Raw genomic sequence first — 18015 nt, 5'->3', positions numbered from 1 at the left:
GCAGCTGATACCATATTGTAGCGATACCCTCTACGTTTCCCCAAAATCGAAAGGCTTCCATGAATCCCAGGACTAAATCTCAGGACATTCGCGACTTGAGCCAAAACGATATTCGCGAGCTCGTGGCCGAACTTGGCCAGCCCGCCTTCCGCGCGAAGCAGCTCATCGAATGGGTCTTTGAGAAGAACGTTTGTTCGTTTGACGATATGACCAACCTTCCCAAGGCTTTCCGCGAGCAGCTTAAAGAGGCGTTTGCCTTTGATACGCCGACTGAACTCACCAAGCAGGTTTCTAAAGATGGCTCTCGCAAGTATCTGCTCGAGTACCACGACGGCATTTCCGTTGAAACTGTCGGTATGCCCCGTCGTAACAAGCTTTCCGTCTGCGTTTCCACCCAGGCAGGCTGCGGCATGGGCTGTGCCTTTTGCGCTACCGGTCTCAACGGCCTCAAGCGCTCTCTGACTGCTCAAGAGATCGTCGACCAGGTGCTTCATGTATCCAACGACTTTGGCGAGCGTGCCACAAGCGTTGTCTTCATGGGCCAGGGCGAGCCGTTTGCCAACTACGACGAGGTTCTCAAGGCATTGCGTATCCTCAACGACCCCGATGGCATCGGTATCGGCGCTCGTCACCTCACCGTCTCTACCAGCGGCGTTATTCCCGGTATTCGCAAATTTGCCGATATTCCCGAGCAGTTCACGCTTGCCGTTTCCCTGCATTCCGCCATCCAATCGACGCGCAATAAGCTCATGCCCGGTGTTAAGAAGTACACGCTGCTTCGCCTTCACGAGGCGCTTCAGCTCTACACCGAGAAGACTGGCCGCCGCCCGACCTATGAGTATGCCATGATCGAAGGCATCAACGATACGAATCCCGAGATGCAGGCACTCTGCGACTTCTGCGAGGGAACGCTGTGCCACGTTAACCTGATTCAACTTAACGACATCGAGGGCAGCCCGCTCAAGCCGTCGCCGATTCATAAGGTTGAGGATCTTCAGCGTCGTCTTGAGTCCCGTGGCATCGAGACCACGATTCGTAACTCCCGTGGTAACGATATTGACGCCGCTTGCGGACAGCTGAAACAGCGCTTTAAAGTTCAGAAGAACGCATAGGGGAGTCGCACTCCAAAACGTTTCATGTGAAACATCGAACGGCCCCGGTTGCAGGATATGCAACCGGGGCCGTTTCATTTATTGACCTCAATTTTGGAGCAGCTGCTACCTTTCCCATTTTTTACGGACAAAATAAGGGGCCCTTGTCTCATGAATCAGACAAGGGCCCCTTAAAATATGCAGGGTAATTGTTAGGTACCTAATAGCCTACATTTTCCCATTGGTTGCTAACCCAACCTTGATTAATCTTAGGATTTTTCGTTACCTGAGCAGTGCGCATGGCAACATCTTCTGTCATAACATCCATTTTCTTCTTGGACGTATCAACGATATCTTGCGCGCCACGAAGCAAACGACCTCGAAGTTCATCGTCTGTCGCGATCTTATAGCCAGCAAAGGCACCAGCAGCGATAGTCGTCGCCAATGCAATCGCAGTAAAAATCTTATTCCTCATCTTGGCCCCCTTGATCAAACTGAATCATTTCACCAAGAATACGAGAAAGCTCTTCTTCGTCTTTAAACTCAATTTCAATCTTATTCTTTCCACGCGAGCTCTTCACACGCACGTTGGTATTAAATACCTGGCGAAGCACACGGGCAGCCTTTTTAAAAGACTGAGGCGTTGCAGGCCTCGGCGTCTTAGGCGTCTCTCCGGCAGAAAACAATGGAGCAAGATTTTCTGTCGCTCTTACGGAAAGGCCCTCTGCAACAACCTTTTCTGCAAGTCGAATTCGAGCATCCTCATAGGGAACTGCAAGAATCGCACGTGCATGACCAGCAGTAAGTTTACCCTCAAAAATCATCTGCTGAACTACTTCAGGGAGATCGAGAAGGCGCAACGAATTTGTAATTGCAGAGCGTGATTTGCTTACTGCCTTCGACAATGCCTCCTGGGTCATACCGCTGGCATCAATGAGCTGGCGATAGCCCTTAGCCTCTTCGACGGGATTCAGATCAGAACGCTGAAGGTTTTCGATAAGAGCAAGAGCCAGCATCTCTTCATCATTAACATCTTTAATGATGACAGGCAGCTCCTCAAGACCAGCAAGCTTTGACGCCTGGTAACGACGCTCACCAGCGATAATCTCATAGCCGTTTCCATGCTTGCGAACCAAGAGCGGCTGCAAAACGCCATGCTCTTGGATTGACTCGCTCAACTCGCGAAGTTCAGTTTCATTAAAATGAATTCGCGGTTGATTAGGGTTGGGAACGATATCCTCAATAGGTAGTTTTGTTACAGATGCGGCATTTGAAGCAGATACAGCAGAACCACCGGTCTCATACTCGGCCTCTGAGACCAAAGCATTGAGTCCACGTCCCAATCCGCCACGTTTCTTTACACTAGGCACGCTTGATCACCTCTTTTGCAAGGTTCATATACGCTTTTGCACCCTTATTTTGAGGTGCATAGGTAATTACCGGTTCTCCAAAAGACGGAGCTTCGGAGATTTTAACCGTACGGGGGATTAGTGTCTTAAATGCCTTATCACCAAAGTATGATTGAACCTCCTCAACAACCTGATTCGATAGAGAAGTACGCGAGTCATACATGGTCATAAGCACACCATAGGTGTCTAAGCCCTTGTTCAGACGTGATTTGACCATCTTCATTGACTCTAGCAGCTTCGTAACGCCCTCGAGTGCATAGTACTCGCACTGGATCGGAATCAAAACGCTGTCTGCTGCGGTCAAGGCATTGATAGTAAGCAGGCCGAGCGAAGGAGGACAGTCAATGAAAATAAAATCGAACTCGTCCTGAATCGGCTCAAGCAAATCTTTGAGGCGGGTTTCACGAGCAATTGCGCTTACGAGCTCAATTTCGGCACCTGCAAGCTGAATCGTAGCTGGAATTACGAATACCTTTTTGCAATTTGTATCAAGAACAAGCGATTCTGCCGGCACATCATTCAACAATGCATCATAGATGCAGCGATCAAGGTCTTCTTTTTCAATTCCAAATCCACTGGTGCTGTTTCCCTGCGGATCAAAATCGACAATCAGTGTCTTACGACCCTGCTCACCCAGTGCTGCTGCAAGGTTCACAGCCGTCGTTGACTTACCGACGCCGCCTTTTTGATTGATGATTGCAATGATACGCGTGTCTTTTGCGCTCTTAGAACGCTTAACGTCGCGAAATCCCACGGTCCCTCCTGGTGTGTATTAAAGCTGTCAAACGGAGGATGTTTCACGTGAAACATTCCGATTCGATATCAACCGCCATGTTTCACGTGAAACACTGCAAGTTGTTAGTATCCATTATGTTTCACGTGAAACATCTAGGCAAGCGGATTCTTCTTTGCCATGCCATTTGCACGAGGCAATGAAACGGATGCCGGATGACTCTTTTTAAGAACAATGAACTCCCTGTGGCCCAAGCCCTCAGGCAAATCGATTGCGTCATTCAGAAGCAAAGTGAAGCCGCAAATCTTAGCTGCTGACATGCCGGAAGCAAGCTCCTCATCCGAAGGATTACCCTTGGTGATAACAAATAGCCCTCCGTCTTTGAGGAACGGAGCAGCATACTCAACAAGAATCGGTAGAGGGGCAAGTGCGCGGGCGGTTACGACAGAAAACTGCTTCTTATGGCTTCGAGCATATTCTTCAAGGCGATCATGAACCGCATGAGCATGTTTCAATCCAAGAACATCAACAAAAGAATTGACAGCATCAACCTTCTTACCAACAGAGTCAATATAAGTAGCTTTACGATGCATGGTTATGGTTAACGGAATACCAGGGAAGCCCGCACCTGTTCCCATATCGAGCAAAGCTCCCTCAGGAGCCTTATTGATATAGGGGAGCAAAACAAGTGAGTCGAGGATATGAAGTACCGCAGCATCTTCTATGTTAAGAATACGGGTGAGATTGGTTGTCTTATTTGTTTCCAGAACCAAATCCAAATGTTGAATACATTTCCTCAGCTCAGTATCAGTTACGCTCAAGGAATACTCTTTGCAATAGGAAGTTAGACGACTCAACATCTCGTCAGCCTGCTGATCAGTAAGTACTAACAACGAAAGCTCCTTTCTGACAAAAATCAGTGTATCGAGAACTTTTGACAAAAAAAGGGGACGTGGAAACCACGTCCCCTTAGCATAAGCTCGAGTAGATTATCGAGCAACAATCACCACATGGCGATCGGGGTCAGAACCCTCAGAATGAGTATCGACGGCGTCATTGCCACGAAGTACAATGTGAACCAGTCGGCGCTCGTAGGCATTCATGGGCGGAAGCGAAACACGCTTATGAGTGCGGATGGCACGCTCGGCAGCAGACTGAGCCATGGAGGCAACCTTGTCCTGACGGCGGCTCTTGTATCCCTCGACGTCCACTACAACCGGATACCTAAAGCCGAGCTTGCGGCTCACCAGCAATGAGAACATAACCTGAAGGGCATCAAGGGTGCGACCATGACGGCCAATGAGAACAGCAAGGTCGGGAGCCGTTACATCCAGAATCAACTCACCCTCGTCGCCCTCATACTCATCGATAGGAGAGTTGGCGGCATCGAAGTGCGAAAGGATGGAACGCAGGATGGAAATCGCGACATCGGCAATGGTGTCGAGCTCCTCGTCGGTCAGCTCTTCACCAGCCTTGTAGCGCTGTGCAATCTCGGGATAATCGCCCGCGACCTGCGGGGCAACCTCCTCAAGCATATCCTCGATGATCTCTTCAGACATAACGTACTCCAAAAGTTAGGTACCTAAATAAGATTGATATCCCGCTACTTCTTCTTGTGCGGGCGCGGCTTCTTCTCGCGACGAGTGACCTCAACCTGCAGCGGCGCGTTCTTAAGGCGCTCCTCCTCATCGGCCTTCGCCTTGTCGATGACCTTCTGCGTCACAAAAATCTGCTGGATAACCTGCCAAGCAGACGAGACGTCGTAGTACAGCAGAACACCAACGGGAAGGCTCCAGCCCATCCAAAGCATCATGACCGTCATGACAACGGCCATCATACGCATGCTCTGAGCCTGCTGGCCGGTCTGGTTGCGCGACATATAGAGCTGCGGAATCAGGGTCAGGACAGCGAACAGGATCAGGCAGACCAGCGCAGGCAGCGCGACCATAAAGCCATCGGCAAAGGAGGCACTCGGCGTGGTGGTCAGGTCGGGCAGAATATTAAAGAACGAGAACGTGCCGTCGTTAAAGTAGTCCGGTAGGTTACGCAGCAGCGTAAATAGGGCGAACAGGACAGGCATCTGAATCAACAGCGGCAGACAACCAGCCATCGGGTTGAACTTGTTCTCGCTGTAGAACTTCTGCATTTCCTCGGCCTGACGCTGGGGATCGTCGGCATAGCGCTCCTGGATCTCGAGCATCTTGGGCTGCAACACCTGCATGCGAGCCGTCGACTTGGTCGACTTGAGCATAAGCGGCGTCAGCAGCAGACGGATGATGACCACCAGGATGATGATGGACAGGCCCCAGTCGACCGCAAAGGTCTGGATGAGCTTGAGCAGCTCGAAAAGGATGTTAACGATCCAATCCCACATGTAAGTTTTCCTCCGATAGCGAGTGCCCGCTAGGGCACAGGGTCATAACCGCCGACGTGCAGGGGATTGCAGCGAGCGATGCGCCTCACGGCAAGCCAGCAGCCTCTCAAAACACCGTGCTTCTCAATCGCCTGGACGGCGTATTGCGAGCACGTTGGGTAATAAATGCAGGCGTCAGGCAATAAGGGCGAAATAACCTGTTGATATATGCGAATAGGAGCGATGGCAACACGTCGCAAAACGTGATTGCTCATCGCTCCTCCCCGGCAACGCCGGCGCGTTTCATAAGCGAACGCAATGCATTGTCCATCTCCTGCGGCGAGGAAACCCTCGTCTTGGGAGTTGCGAACAAGATGATGTCATAACCCGCAACGGGAAATCCACAGCTGCGGGCGGCCTCGCGCATCACACGCTTAGAACGGTTGCGCACGACAGCACAACCGAGCCGTTTAGCACCAACGAAGGCGACCCTTCCGGAGTCGCCTTCGCCAACCGATTCACATATGGTCATTCGAATCAGAGGGTGACTGAAACGACGCCCCTGACTGAACACATGCTCGAAATCTTGCCGAGACTTAATAGTCTTCATGCGAGATGTGTGTATCGCTGCTAGACAGTGAGACGCTTGCGGCCCTTGGCGCGACGACGGGCGAGCACGGCACGACCACCCTTGGTGGCCATACGGGCACGGAAGCCATGGGTCTTGGCACGCTTACGCTTATTAGGCTGATACGTACGCTTCATCTTAAGTTCCTCCTGCTGCATTTCGAGTGTCCGCGGGGGCGCGGACGCAGATATAGACACGTGAGCTTGAAGATTGTAGGGAAATCAATGTTCAAATGTCAAGAAATCAAAGGTAAAAGGTTGCGCAGTTCACACGGTTCCCCCATAAGCCGAGCTCGATTTAGCGGTGCATGGCAACTTTTCACGATATTTCATCGAGTTTTCAACAGGTCATGTTGGCAATGTTGAGAACTTTTCGTCCGTTTTCCAAAGTTTTCAACAGGTTTTGAAAAGTTGTCGAAAGATGAGAAACATTGCACGGTGAGCTACTATTTGTTCGAAACCTTTTGAAAGATTGCGAGCGGCATGTCTGACGACTTTTACACCATGGTCGATTCCGGAGACCCGGCACCCGACAACGAGCACATCACCGGCGTGCGCGAAGAGCGTGAGGAAGGCGAGCAGACGACCACGCAGGCGCCAAAAGCCATGTACGCCGCGCGCATCGCCGTCTATGACGACATGCTGTCGACACCGCGTGTGATCGTCATTGATCCGCAAGATGTCCGCACGTATTTGGAAGAGACGACCAACACCGTCTACCAGTGCATGAAAGAACAAGGTGGCCATATCTCGCTCATGGTCATCCGCGAGATTGTCGAAAACTTTATCCACGCACACTTTGCCGAGCCCATCATCTCGATTCTGGACGGCGGAGACACCATCCGCTTTGCTGATCAAGGACCCGGCATCGACGACAAGGAGCGCGCTTTCGACTTTGGCGTTACCAGCGCAAACAGCAAGATGAAGCGCTATATCCGTGGAACAGGAGCAGGGTTTCCCATGGTGCAGGAGTATTTGGAAAACGCCGGCGGGGCCGTGTCCATCGAGGACAATATGGGCAACGGCACCGTGGTTACGGTAAGCCTGGACCCTAAACGCGTGCAGGAAATCGAACGCGCCGGCGGGCGCGGTGCTGCCGTGCGGCCCGAGACGGAGCAGCCCGCATATCCCCTGCCGGGAGCTTTTGCGCAGCAGCCCATGGCAACGCAACAGATGCAGCCCCGCGTGGGACAGATGCAGCAGCCCGGAATGCTTCCTACACAAGAGCCCCAGGCGGCGTCGATGTCGATGCCGCCAAACGTGCCACAGGCCATGCCGCTGGCGGATCAGGATACAGCAGCAATGCAGCAGGCGACGGGGGCACCGGGTAGCCAGCAAATGGGCTATCAGCCGTACCAACAGGGATATCCATATCAGCAGATGCAGCCACTGGGGTATGGCCAGCAGTTCCCGCAGCAGTACCAGCAGGGATATCAGCAGCCGTACCAGCAGATGCCGCAGCAGCAGTACAACCCCTGGGCCCAGCAGATGCCTCCGCAGCCTTACCAACAGTGGCCTCAAAGTTTTCAACAGCAAATGCCGCCGATGCAGAGTTCTCAACAACCAGCAGCTCAAATGATGTATCCTAATGCAGCAAATCAGTATGCGCAGCCACAACCGGACGTGTTCGTAAGCGATCGCGGCAACGCCGCGCTGGGCTATCTGGCGCAAAATCAAGCGTGCGGTGCTACCGATCTGGCGAGGGCGTTTGGAAACTCGGCCCCCACTTGGTCACGCACGCTCAATGACTTGGCGCAGGCCGGCTTGGTCATCAAGCATGGCCAGAAATACCATCTGACCGAACTCGGCGCCGCTCGCGTGCGAGCTCAGAGCTAAAGAACGGGAGAGATAGTGGACGAGGAAGCAAGCATCATCCTGGGGGATGCCATCGCCTTTTGCCAGCGCGACGGCCAAGATGCACGCCTCATCAACATGCTGGGGCAATCGCGCGCCATAAGCCTGACCGAAGATACGCTCACGATCGAGGCCCCCTCGCGCTTTGCCATCGCGCAGCTCAAAAAGCATCAGCCGACCATTGAGGCCTATCTGGAAGAAATCGCCTTTGCACCGATCGCGCTCGACATCGTGGCACCGCAAGGCGCAACGGCCGAATCTGCTGCCGCGACGGCGCCCGCCACGGCTCCCGCTGCTTCCCCGGCGGTGCCGGCCTCCGCAGGCGACGTGCCGACAATCGAGCACCAGCACGGCGATGTTTCCCGTGAAACCATGGCACCGTTGCCGACCGCGGCGGCGACGTCAACGAACGCACCCGTCACGCACATGCCTATCGCTCACGACGCAGCGGCGGGCGCGGATTCGGGCATTGCAATCAAGAACACGCTCTCGGCCGATGATTTTCGTCGCATGATGAACCAGATGAAGGGCGGAGCGCCGACTAAGTCCACGCAAGCTGCGACCCCCGCTTCACCCATGCCAGCACCGACCGTACCGGCCGAGCAGAATGCGGATGGAGCCCCGCTCGCCGCGAACTCAAAATTTACCTTTGAGAACTTTGTCTACGGCCCCGAGAACAGCCATGCCTATCGCTCGGCACTCAAGTTTGCCGCCCTCGCGGACGAGCGCGGCACGTGCACATCACTGTTCATCTACGGCAAATCGGGCCTGGGCAAGACGCACCTGCTGCTTGCCATCAAAAACGAGCTCGCCGAGAAGTCGCCCGAGATCAAGGTCAAGTATGCCAACTCCCAGGCATATCTGGACGACCTGATGACCGAGTTCGACCGCCAAAAGAAGAGCAACGCCCCTATCATGCAGGCATACCACGGCGTGGACGTGCTCATCATCGATGACATCCAAAACATCATCGGCAAGCGCGCGAGCGTGGACTACTTTTTCCAGCTCATGGACGAGTTCATCCGCAACAACAAGAAGGTCGTCATCGCGGCAGACCGCGCCCCCAAGGACCTGAGCATGGACGAGCGTCTGACCAGCCGCTTCAACGCCGGCATGCTCTGCCTGGTCGCAGAGCCCAGCTACGAGATGAAATACAAGATCTTGCAGCGCTATTACGAGAACACCATCGTCGCCGCTCCCGAGGCAGGCGACGACTCGCTGCTGGCGGCCTATGGGGGCGACGGCGGGCACCTAACCGACGAGCACTTTAAACACATGGCCGAGGTCTCGGGCACCAACATCCGCGAACTCGAGAGCTTTTGCGAGCGCTGCGCCGGCGAGGCGGGCGACCGCGAGCGCGAGGGCGGGGAGCTCACCTTTGACGATATCGACGCCATCGCCAGCCAGTACTTTGACACATCGGCCAAAAAGATCAACGTCCAGACGGTTCAGTCCGTCATCGAAGAGCAGTACGGCGTGACGCACGAGGAGCTCATCGGCCCGCGTCGCAACGCCAATATCGCCAAAGCACGCCATATCGCTATCTACCTGGCCATCGAGATGTGCGAGATGACGACCACGGCGGTGGGCGCCGAATTTGGCAACCGCAACCACTCGACCGTCAGCACGAGTTACAAAAAGGTCCAGAAGATGATCCAGGAAGACCGCACCGTCACCGAAGACCTCAAGTCGCTGCGCGATAAAATTACACTGCGCTCGTAGGGAAATAGAGACACCTGTTGAAAACTTGTCGAAACCACGGGCATAAGGTGTCTAAAACCCAACCCGCGGTGATGAAAAGTTTTGCGCAGGTTTTGAACGTGGAAAACCACCCCTGTTGCACACAGGTTGCTGTCGATTCTCTTTCTGGGTCTGACCTGCGTCTTTGAGAGTAATCAACAGTTTCGTCAGTGCTATTACTATTATTAAGATATTTATATCTATAGAAAGGTATTAAAAGATGAAGTTCACCGTCAGCCAGAGCTCGCTTACACAAGCCATCGGCGTCGTTATGAAGGGTGTCGCTTCGGCATCCACCCTTCCCATCCTGTCGGGCGTGCTCGTTAAGGCCCAAGACGGCATCTTGGAATTCCAGACCTCTAACTACACTATCTCGATCCGTCATCGCATCGCGGCGCATGTCGAAGAAGAGGGCGAGATGGTTATCCCCTGTAAGATGCTCTCCAATATCACCAAGACCCTCCCCGATGCCCCGGTCACCTTTGAGCTGTCCGAGCGCCAGGTGCTGATTGGTTGCGAGAAGAGCTCTTTTAGGCTGAACACGCTCGATGCCAATGACTTCCCCGAGTTTCCGGCCTATGCCATCGAGAGTGCCGTGGAGCTGCCGACCGATGTCTTGTCCGAAATGGTCGGCCGCGTGTGGCGCGTCACCTCGACCGACAAGGCTCGCCCCATCCTGGGCGGCGTGCACATGAAGGTCGAGAACAACACCGTACGCCTGGTGGCGACCGATTCCTTCCGCTTGGCCGTGTGCGATACGCAGGTCGAGACCTCGACCCTCGAGGGCTCCTTTGAGCTCAACGTTCCGGCTGACGCCTTTAACGACGCGCTGAACATCATGGCCAGCCAGGCGACCATCATGATCGGGGCTACCGACACCCAGGTCGTCTTCGAGGCCGGCAACACCACCTACGTGTCGCGTCGCATCGAGGGCGTGTACCCCAACTACAAGCAGCTCATCCCCGATTCGTGCGTGACGAGCGTCAAGATCGATGTCGCCGCCTTTAACGCCGCCCTCAAGCGCGTGGCCGTTATCGCGAGCGCCAACCCCGCCGTCAAGTTCGAGATCGATGTCGAGAACGGGCAGATGGGCCTGTCCTCCATTTCCAATGACCAGGACCTTGCGCAGGAGACGATCGATGTCGAGGCTGAGGGCGAGTCGGGTACCATCGCCTTCAACTACCACTACATCTTCGGCTGCCTCAATGCCCTGTCCAAGGAGAAGGAGATCACGCTGGAGCTCAAGAGCTACTCGCAGGCGGGCATCTTCAAGTCCTACGACAAGATCAACTACCTGTACCTGGTCATGCCGGTCCGCATCTAGCGCTGCGCCATGACCATGTTCGCCCGCGATCTTTCCGTCGCGCACTACCGCAGCTTCGATAGCTATCGCCTTGCCCTGGACGAGGGCGTGACGATACTTGCGGGACCCAACGCGGCGGGAAAGACCAATCTCATAGAGGCGCTGCAGCTGCTGACGAGCGGCGCCTCGTTTAGGCATCCGACCGCAGCCGAGCTCGTCCATGACGGCGTGGGCTCGTGCAAGATCGAGCTGAGGCTCGAGGGCGACGGCCGCGTGCTTGATATGGGATTGAGCGCGGAGGACGGTAAGCGCTCGTTTAGTCGCAACGGCAAGAGATGCTCTGCCGCCGGTGTGCGCGGGATTCTGCCGAGCGTGCTGTTTTGCCCCGACCATCTGGACATGGTTAAGCGAGGCGCCAGTGTGCGCCGCGCCGCCCTCGATGACTTTGGCATGCAGCTGAGCGTGCGTTATGCCGATCTTGCGAGCACCTATGGGCGCTGCGTGACCCAGCGTAACGCCCTGCTCAAGGAGACCTGGTGCTGTCGCGAGATGCTCGGCGCGTGGAACGATTCGATTGCTCGCGCGGGCTCGGCCCTGCTCGTGCACCGGTTGGCCCTACTCGACCGGCTGGCGGGCCATGTGCACACTGCCTACGGGCAAGTGGCGTCCGGCGAGGCTGCCAACGTGACCTATGCGTCCACGCTGGGGGATTTACCCCAGGTCGAGGATCGCGAAGAGCTGAAGGGTTGGGCGTACGAGCGCATGCTGGCTGCCCTTGACGAGCATGCCGACGAGGAAATTCGCCGCGGCGTGACGTTGGTGGGACCGCATCGCGACGAGATCGAGTTCACCGTGGCTGGTCGCTCCGCCCGTTCATTTGCCAGCCAAGGACAGCAGCGCACGCTGGTGCTGTCCTGGAAGGTGGCCGAGGTTGCCGTGGCTCGCGATGTCCTGGGCACCGCCCCACTGCTGCTTCTGGACGACGTGATGAGCGAGCTCGACGGCGAGCGTCGCGGCGCTTTCCTGCGGCTGATTGGCGATGATATCCAGACGGTCATAACCACGACCAACCTGGGGTACTTTACCGATGACCTGCTTGATCGAGCCAAGGTGGTGAGCATGGGTGAGACGTGCTAATTACGAGCGCGAGAGCGAGACAGTCGCCTTCAGCGGGTTTTTGAACGCAGAGCGCCAGCGCATCCTGGCGGCTGCAACGCCTAAGCGCCGTGCGCAGATGGAGGCCGCCGAGGAGTCGCGCACGGTCTATCGCGCATGGAACGCGGTGTGCTCGGGCACGCGCGAGGGGCGGCATGTGACGGGACTGCGTTACCTGCCCGAGTCCAATGAGCTGCTGGTGTATCTCGACTCGCCCTCGTGGACGCAGGAAATGACGCTGTTGCGCGAGATCATCCGCGCGCGCATGGAGCGCGCCGGTGCGCATGTGGACGGCCTGGTGTTCAAAACCACCGCGCCCGGTCACACGCCACCCGCCGCCAAGGAGCGCCTGCACCCGGCGACGACCGAGCGCCCGCCGGCTCCGCACGCCGACCTCAGCGATGCCGAGCGCGCCGAGATCGAGCGCCAAGTGGCGCCCATCGAAGACCAAAAACTGCGCGAGGCCCTCGAGAATGCCATGAGAGCCAGTGCCGAGTGGGCCAAGGGCGTGCAGAGCAAAAAAGAGCCTTAAATCGCATCTGGTGGCCTTGTAGAGCCAAATACCCTCGTTCCCGAGGGTATTTTTTTACGATAAACTAGTAAGGCTGTACACATTTTCTTAACTGAAGGAGGACGTGTGGCAAACGAAAACGATTACGATGGCGGCGAGATTAAGATTCTCGAAGGTCTCGAGGCCGTTCGTAAGCGCCCGGGCATGTATATCGGTTCGACGAGCGCCAGCGGTCTGCATCACTTGGTGTGGGAGATCGTTGACAACTCCGTCGACGAGGCCATGGCCGGTTTCTGCACCGAGATCCAGGTGACGGTCCACGCCGACAACTCCATCACGGTCGTCGATAACGGGCGCGGCATCCCCGTCGACGAGCATCCTATCAAAAAGATCCCGACGCTCGAGGTCGTCATGACGATCCTGCACGCTGGCGGTAAGTTCGATAACTCGGCCTACAAGGTCTCGGGCGGCCTGCACGGCGTGGGCATCTCCGTCGTCAACGCCCTGTCCAAGCGCGTGGTCGTACAGGTCCGCCGCGACGGCGGCGTCTACGAGATGGAATTCTCGCGCGGCAAGACCGTCAAGAAGATGGAGATCGTGGGCACATCGGAGACGACGGGCACCACCGTCACCTTCTGGCCCGACGACGAGATCTTCGAGACCTGCATCTACGATTTCGATACGCTGCACAACCGTCTGCAGGAGACGGCGTTCCTCAATAAGAACCTCAAGATCGTGTTGACCGACGAGCGCGAGGCGACTCCCCACGTGGAGGAGTTCTGCTACGAAGGCGGCATCATCGACTTCGTCAAGTTCCTCAACGAGGGCAAGGATGTCCCCGAGGCCTTTAAGGAGCCCATCTACATTGAGGGCAAGTCTGATCCGGACGCGCCCGTGACCAAGATGGGCGAGGTCGAGGTGTCCCTGCAGTGGAATAGCGGCTATGGCGAGAACGTCATGTCGTTTGCCAACGACATCTACACCCCCGAGGGCGGCATGCACCTCGAAGGCTTCCGTACCGCGCTTACCCGCGTGATCAACGACTACGCGCGCAAGCAGAATCTGCTCAAGGAAAAGGACGCCAACCTGACCGGCGACGATGTGCGCGAGGGCCTTTCGGCTGTCATCTCGGTCAAGCTGCCCGACCCGCAGTTTGAGGGTCAGACCAAGGCCAAGCTCGGCAGCTCCTATATGCGCGCGCTGACGCTCAAGATCGTGACCGACGGCCTCGCCGATTACCTCGAGGAGCACCCTAAGCCCGCTCGCGAGATCGTCAAGAAGGCGCAGCAGGCCTGCAAGGCGCGCAATGCCGCCCGCAAGGCGCGCGAGGCGACCCGCCGCAAGAGCCTGCTCGAGACGGCGTCCCTGCCCGGTAAGCTCGCTGACTGCTCGGTGCGCGATGCCGAGCTGACCGAGCTCTTCATCGTAGAGGGCGACTCGGCAGGCGGTTCGGCCAAGGACGGCCGTCGCCGAGACATCCAGGCGATTCTGCCCCTGCGCGGCAAGATTTTGAACGTCGAACGCGTTGGTGACCACCGCGCGTTCTCGAGTGACACCATCCAGTCGCTGATTACCGCGATCGGCTGCGGCGTCACGACGAGTGCCGGCGACGGCGGCGACTTCGATATCAGCAAGGCGCGCTACCACAAGATCATCATCATGACCGATGCAGACGTCGACGGTGCGCATATCCGCATCCTGCTGCTGACGTTCTTCTACAAGTACATGCGTCCGCTGATCGATGCCGGCTACGTCTATGTTGCCTGCCCGCCCATCTTTGGCATTAAGGTGCGCAACAAGATCCACTACGTGTATCCCAACGGCCGCCAGCCCGAAGACGAGATCCTGCGCGACACCATCCAGAGTCTGGGCCTGAACCCCGACGATAACGACGAGGACGGCAAGGCCAAGGACGGCAAGATCACCAAAAAGCGCAAGGGCTATACCGTCCAGCGCTACAAGGGCCTGGGCGAGATGGACCCCAAGCAGCTTGCCTCGACGACGATGGACCCCAAGACCCGCATCCTGCAGCGTGTGTCGATCGAGGACGCCGTGGTGGCGGACCGCGCCGTGCGCGAGCTGATGGGTTCCGAGGTCGGCTATCGCCGCGAGTACATTGAAAAACACGCGCACGACGCGCGCTTCTTAGACGCCTAGCTTTCCCAGGCACCCCATCTTGCCCTTCAGGATTTCGGGCGCCGCACGCAAGGCGCGCGCCCTCATCCTTCAGGGCAACCTGGGGCACCTGGAAAACCTAGGAGGGTTATCCGGTGTTCCCGGTAATTCGTCTCCGTGGTAGGGAACTAATGGACCACGCAAACCATGAGGAGGTAACGTGGCAGACGATATCAACAATAACGAGGGTATGGGCGAGGCCGGCGATGCCGGTATGCCCGACGATCTGAAGCGCCTGCTTGCCCGTGCTGAGCAGGGCGAGGACGGCGATCCGGACGCCTATAATCCCGATGCCGATGATGAAGAGGAAGAGGACGACGACGCCGAGCTCGAGGAGAGCTTTGGCGAAGTCGACCGTGGCGCCTCGGCCGGCGAGGATATTAACGGCGGCCAGCTCCAGATTTCGGAGTTTGGTCGCGAGATGAAGCAGTCGTTCATCGAGTATTCGATGTCGGTTATCACGGCGCGCGCCCTGCCGGACGTGCGCGACGGCTTAAAGCCGGTGCACCGCCGCATCCTGTACGCGATGAACGAGAGCGGCATCTACCCCAACCGCCCACATAAGAAGTCGGCCTGGACGGTCGGCGAAGTTATCGGTAAGTACCACCCGCATGGCGACATCGCGGTCTATGAGGCCATGGTCCGCCTGGCGCAGTGGTTCTCCATGCGCACGCCGCTCATCGACGGTCACGGCAACTTCGGCAACATCGACGGCGACGGCGCGGCGGCCATGCGTTACACCGAGAGCCGCCTGGCAAAGCCCGCCATGGAGCTGCTGCGTGACCTGCAGAAGGATACCGTCGACTGGCAGCCCAACTACGACGAATCACTCGCCGAGCCCGTGGCGCTGCCTGCGCGCTTCCCCAACCTGCTGGTCAACGGCAGCCAGGGCATCGCCGTCGGCATGGCCACCAATATCGCCCCGCATAACCTCACCGAGGCGATCGAGGCAACCTGCTACCTGATCGATAATCCCGACGCTACTGTCGACGAGCTCATGCAGATCATGCCCGGTCCGGACTTCCCCACCGGCGCCATCATCATGGGCAGCGCCGGCATTAAGCAGAGCTACGAGACCGGCCGCGGCTCCATTACCGTGCGCGCCAAGGCCCACGTGGAATCCACCAAGACCGGCCGCAACCGCCTGGTCTTTACCGAGATTCCCTACATGGTCAACAAGGGCACCCTGCAGGAGAAGATCGCCCAGCTCGTCAACGACAAGCGCATCGAGGGCATCTCGGACATGCGCGATGAGTCCAACCAGAAGGGCATCCGTCTGGTCATCGAGCTCAAGAAGGGCGTCATTCCGCAGGTCGTGCTCAACAACCTGTATAAGTACACCTCGCTGCAGACGACCTTCGGCGCCAACAACCTGGCGCTTGTCAACGGCGTTCCCAAATGCCTGAGCCTGCGCGAGATGCTGCAGCACTACATCGATCACCAGGTCGACGTCGTCACCCGCCGCACCCGCTTCGACCTTAAGAAGGCCCAGGCCCGCGCGCATATCCTCGAGGGCTACCTGATGGCTCTCGACCATATTGACGAGGTCATCAGCATCATCCGTTCCTCGCAGACCGATTCCGAGGCCAGCAGCCGCCTGATCGAGCGCTTTGGCTTTACGCCCGAGCAGACCACGGCCATCCTCGAGATGAAGCTGCGCCGCCTGACCGGCCTGGAGCGCGACAAGATCCAAGAAGAGTTGGACGGCCTGCGCCGTGCCATCGCCTACTACGAGGACCTGCTGGCGCACGAGGAGAAGATCCTGGGCGTCATTAAGGAAGAGATGCGCGAGATCTCCAAGAAGTTTGGCGATAAGCGCCGCACCGAGATCAGCCATGTCGAGAAGGACCTGGACGTCGAGGACCTCATTGCCGACGAGGACATGGTCGTGACCATCACCCACACCGGCTATGTCAAGCGCATCCCGGTGGCCGCCTACCGCGCCCAGAAGCGCGGCGGCAAGGGCGTGTCGGGCGTCAACCTCAAAGAGGACGACGTTATCGACGAGATGTTCATCGCGTCCACGCACGAGTACGTGCTGTTCTTCTCGAGCAAGGGTAAGGTCTATCGCCTGAAGGTGCACGAGCTGCCGGTGGGTACGCGTCAGGCGCGCGGTACCGCGATCGTCAACCTGCTGCCCTTCGAGGAGGGCGAGAAGATCGCGAGCGTCATCAGCTGCCGCGAGTTCCCTGCCGACGAGTATCTGATGTTTGCCACCAAGAGCGGCATGGTCAAGAAGACCGTGATGAGCGCGTATGACCGCAGCCGTCGCGACGGCCTGATCGCTATCAACCTGCGTGACGACGACGCGCTGCTGAACGTGCGCCGCGTGCGCGAGGGCGACAAGATTATCCTGGCCACCACCGCGGGCAAGGCGATCATGTTCTCCGAGGAGCAGGTGCGCGCCACCGGCCGCGATACCAGCGGCGTTCGCGGTATCGGTATGAAGGACGGCGTGAGCGTTCTGGGCATGGAAGTCACTAACGGCAACGGCGATCTGTTCGTCATCACCGAGCGCGGCTACGGCAAGCGCACGCCGGTCGCGGACTACCCGGAGCAGAATCGCGGCGGCCAGGGCGTCTACACCATCCAAATGACCGAGCGTAAGGGTAACCTCGCGGCCATGAAGACGGTGGGCCCGCAGCACGAGCTGTTCATCGTGACGGAGGGCGCGACGGTCATTCGCGTCAAGACCGACGAGATCAGCCAGACCGGCCGAGCCACCCAGGGCGTCAAGATGATGACCGTCGACGACAACGACCGCATCTGCGCCGTAGCCCGCATGACGGCCGCCAAGGAGAAGCCCGAAGGCGAAGCCACAGAAGACGGCTCTGTCCCCGAAGAAACCCCTGTCGATCTAGGCGACGGCAACGACATGCCAGAGGATCTCCTAGACGAGTAAGAGGAACTAGCTGGTAGAAAATATCAGACCCCATATATCGGCGGTCGGCGCACTGCGCGCCGACCGCTTTTTTGACAATCTTGAACCTCGCGTCGGCCCCGGCTGCCCGGCGGCATGCGAAGTCGATCGCGAGTTCCGCACGAGCCGGAGAGCACTTAATGT

17 protein-coding genes are annotated in these 18015 nt (G+C 57.3%); 8 read left to right on the top strand and 9 right to left on the bottom strand.

Features of this window, described 5'->3' with window-relative positions:
• Positions 1-59: 59 nt before the first annotated feature.
• Positions 60-1112 carry a 23S rRNA (adenine(2503)-C(2))-methyltransferase RlmN gene (rlmN, locus tag DW151_RS09065; RefSeq protein ID WP_118335477.1) on the top strand — a complete coding sequence of 351 codons (1053 nt, stop codon included), beginning with the start codon at positions 60-62 and terminating at the stop codon, positions 1110-1112.
• A gap of 199 nt (positions 1113-1311) precedes the next feature.
• On the opposite strand, the gene DW151_RS09060 is transcribed toward rlmN, so the two are convergent.
• The 9 genes from DW151_RS09060 to rpmH form a co-directional block, all read right to left on the bottom strand.
• On the bottom strand, positions 1312-1566 hold the full coding sequence (locus DW151_RS09060; RefSeq protein WP_118335476.1) for a hypothetical protein: 255 nt from the start codon (positions 1564-1566) through the stop codon (positions 1312-1314).
• Positions 1556-2461 (bottom strand): ParB/RepB/Spo0J family partition protein, encoded by a 906-nt coding sequence (locus tag DW151_RS09055; RefSeq protein WP_199579936.1) that lies wholly within the window; start codon positions 2459-2461, stop codon positions 1556-1558. Before DW151_RS09055 ends, DW151_RS09060 begins: the two co-directional genes overlap by 11 nt.
• Positions 2454-3254: a ParA family protein gene (locus DW151_RS09050; protein WP_117584022.1), complete on the bottom strand. Its 801-nt coding sequence runs from the start codon at positions 3252-3254 to the stop codon at positions 2454-2456. Before DW151_RS09050 ends, DW151_RS09055 begins: the two co-directional genes overlap by 8 nt.
• 134 nt (positions 3255-3388) lie before the next feature.
• Positions 3389-4126: a 16S rRNA (guanine(527)-N(7))-methyltransferase RsmG gene (gene rsmG, locus DW151_RS09045; RefSeq protein WP_233543384.1), complete on the bottom strand. Its 738-nt coding sequence runs from the start codon at positions 4124-4126 to the stop codon at positions 3389-3391.
• A gap of 96 nt (positions 4127-4222) precedes the next feature.
• Positions 4223-4792: a R3H domain-containing nucleic acid-binding protein gene (locus tag DW151_RS09040; protein ID WP_118335473.1), complete on the bottom strand. Its 570-nt coding sequence runs from the start codon at positions 4790-4792 to the stop codon at positions 4223-4225.
• Between the two features lie 44 nt (positions 4793-4836).
• A complete protein-coding gene (locus tag DW151_RS09035; RefSeq protein WP_055251326.1) occupies positions 4837-5607 on the bottom strand; it encodes a YidC/Oxa1 family membrane protein insertase in 771 nt (256 codons plus the stop codon).
• A 29-nt stretch (positions 5608-5636) separates the two neighbouring features.
• On the bottom strand, positions 5637-5861 hold the full coding sequence (gene yidD, locus DW151_RS09030) for a membrane protein insertion efficiency factor YidD (RefSeq protein ID WP_082421942.1): 225 nt from the start codon (positions 5859-5861) through the stop codon (positions 5637-5639).
• A complete protein-coding gene (gene rnpA / locus DW151_RS09025) occupies positions 5858-6196 on the bottom strand; it encodes a ribonuclease P protein component (RefSeq protein ID WP_118335471.1) in 339 nt (112 codons plus the stop codon). Before rnpA ends, yidD begins: the two co-directional genes overlap by 4 nt.
• Positions 6197-6216: 20 nt before the next feature.
• A complete protein-coding gene (gene rpmH / locus DW151_RS09020; protein WP_019127408.1) occupies positions 6217-6351 on the bottom strand; it encodes a 50S ribosomal protein L34 in 135 nt (44 codons plus the stop codon).
• 345 nt (positions 6352-6696) lie between these two features.
• Here rpmH and DW151_RS09015 point away from each other — a divergent pair, with 345 nt between their 5' ends.
• From DW151_RS09015 to gyrA, 7 genes are all read left to right on the top strand, one after another.
• Positions 6697-8049 carry an ATP-binding protein gene (locus DW151_RS09015; RefSeq protein ID WP_118256742.1) on the top strand — a complete coding sequence of 451 codons (1353 nt, stop codon included), beginning with the start codon at positions 6697-6699 and terminating at the stop codon, positions 8047-8049.
• A gap of 15 nt (positions 8050-8064) precedes the next feature.
• Positions 8065-9789 carry a DnaA ATPase domain-containing protein gene (locus tag DW151_RS09010; protein ID WP_117640646.1) on the top strand — a complete coding sequence of 575 codons (1725 nt, stop codon included), beginning with the start codon at positions 8065-8067 and terminating at the stop codon, positions 9787-9789.
• A 238-nt stretch (positions 9790-10027) separates the two neighbouring features.
• Positions 10028-11131 carry a DNA polymerase III subunit beta gene (dnaN, locus tag DW151_RS09005; RefSeq protein WP_099432409.1) on the top strand — a complete coding sequence of 368 codons (1104 nt, stop codon included), beginning with the start codon at positions 10028-10030 and terminating at the stop codon, positions 11129-11131.
• A 9-nt stretch (positions 11132-11140) separates the two neighbouring features.
• Positions 11141-12247, top strand: coding sequence for a DNA replication/repair protein RecF (locus DW151_RS09000; protein WP_118335470.1), 1107 nt, complete (start codon positions 11141-11143; stop codon positions 12245-12247).
• Entirely contained in the window at positions 12234-12797 is a 564-nt protein-coding gene (locus DW151_RS08995; RefSeq protein ID WP_118335468.1) for a DciA family protein, read from the top strand. The genes DW151_RS09000 and DW151_RS08995 overlap by 14 nt, the downstream gene beginning before the upstream one ends.
• Positions 12798-12902: 105 nt before the next feature.
• Positions 12903-14933 (top strand): DNA topoisomerase (ATP-hydrolyzing) subunit B, encoded by a 2031-nt coding sequence (gene gyrB, locus DW151_RS08990; protein WP_118335467.1) that lies wholly within the window; start codon positions 12903-12905, stop codon positions 14931-14933.
• A gap of 208 nt (positions 14934-15141) precedes the next feature.
• Entirely contained in the window at positions 15142-17853 is a 2712-nt protein-coding gene (gene gyrA, locus DW151_RS08985) for a DNA gyrase subunit A (RefSeq protein ID WP_199579937.1), read from the top strand.
• Positions 17854-18015: the final 162 nt, after the last annotated feature.

The sequence above is a fragment of the Collinsella sp. AM13-34 genome (assembly GCF_003473055.1).
In the GTDB taxonomy this organism is placed as follows: Bacteria; Actinomycetota; Coriobacteriia; order Coriobacteriales; family Coriobacteriaceae; genus Collinsella.
The sequence above is the reverse complement of the archived record's forward strand: the minus strand, read 5'-3'. Positions and strand labels throughout refer to the sequence as shown.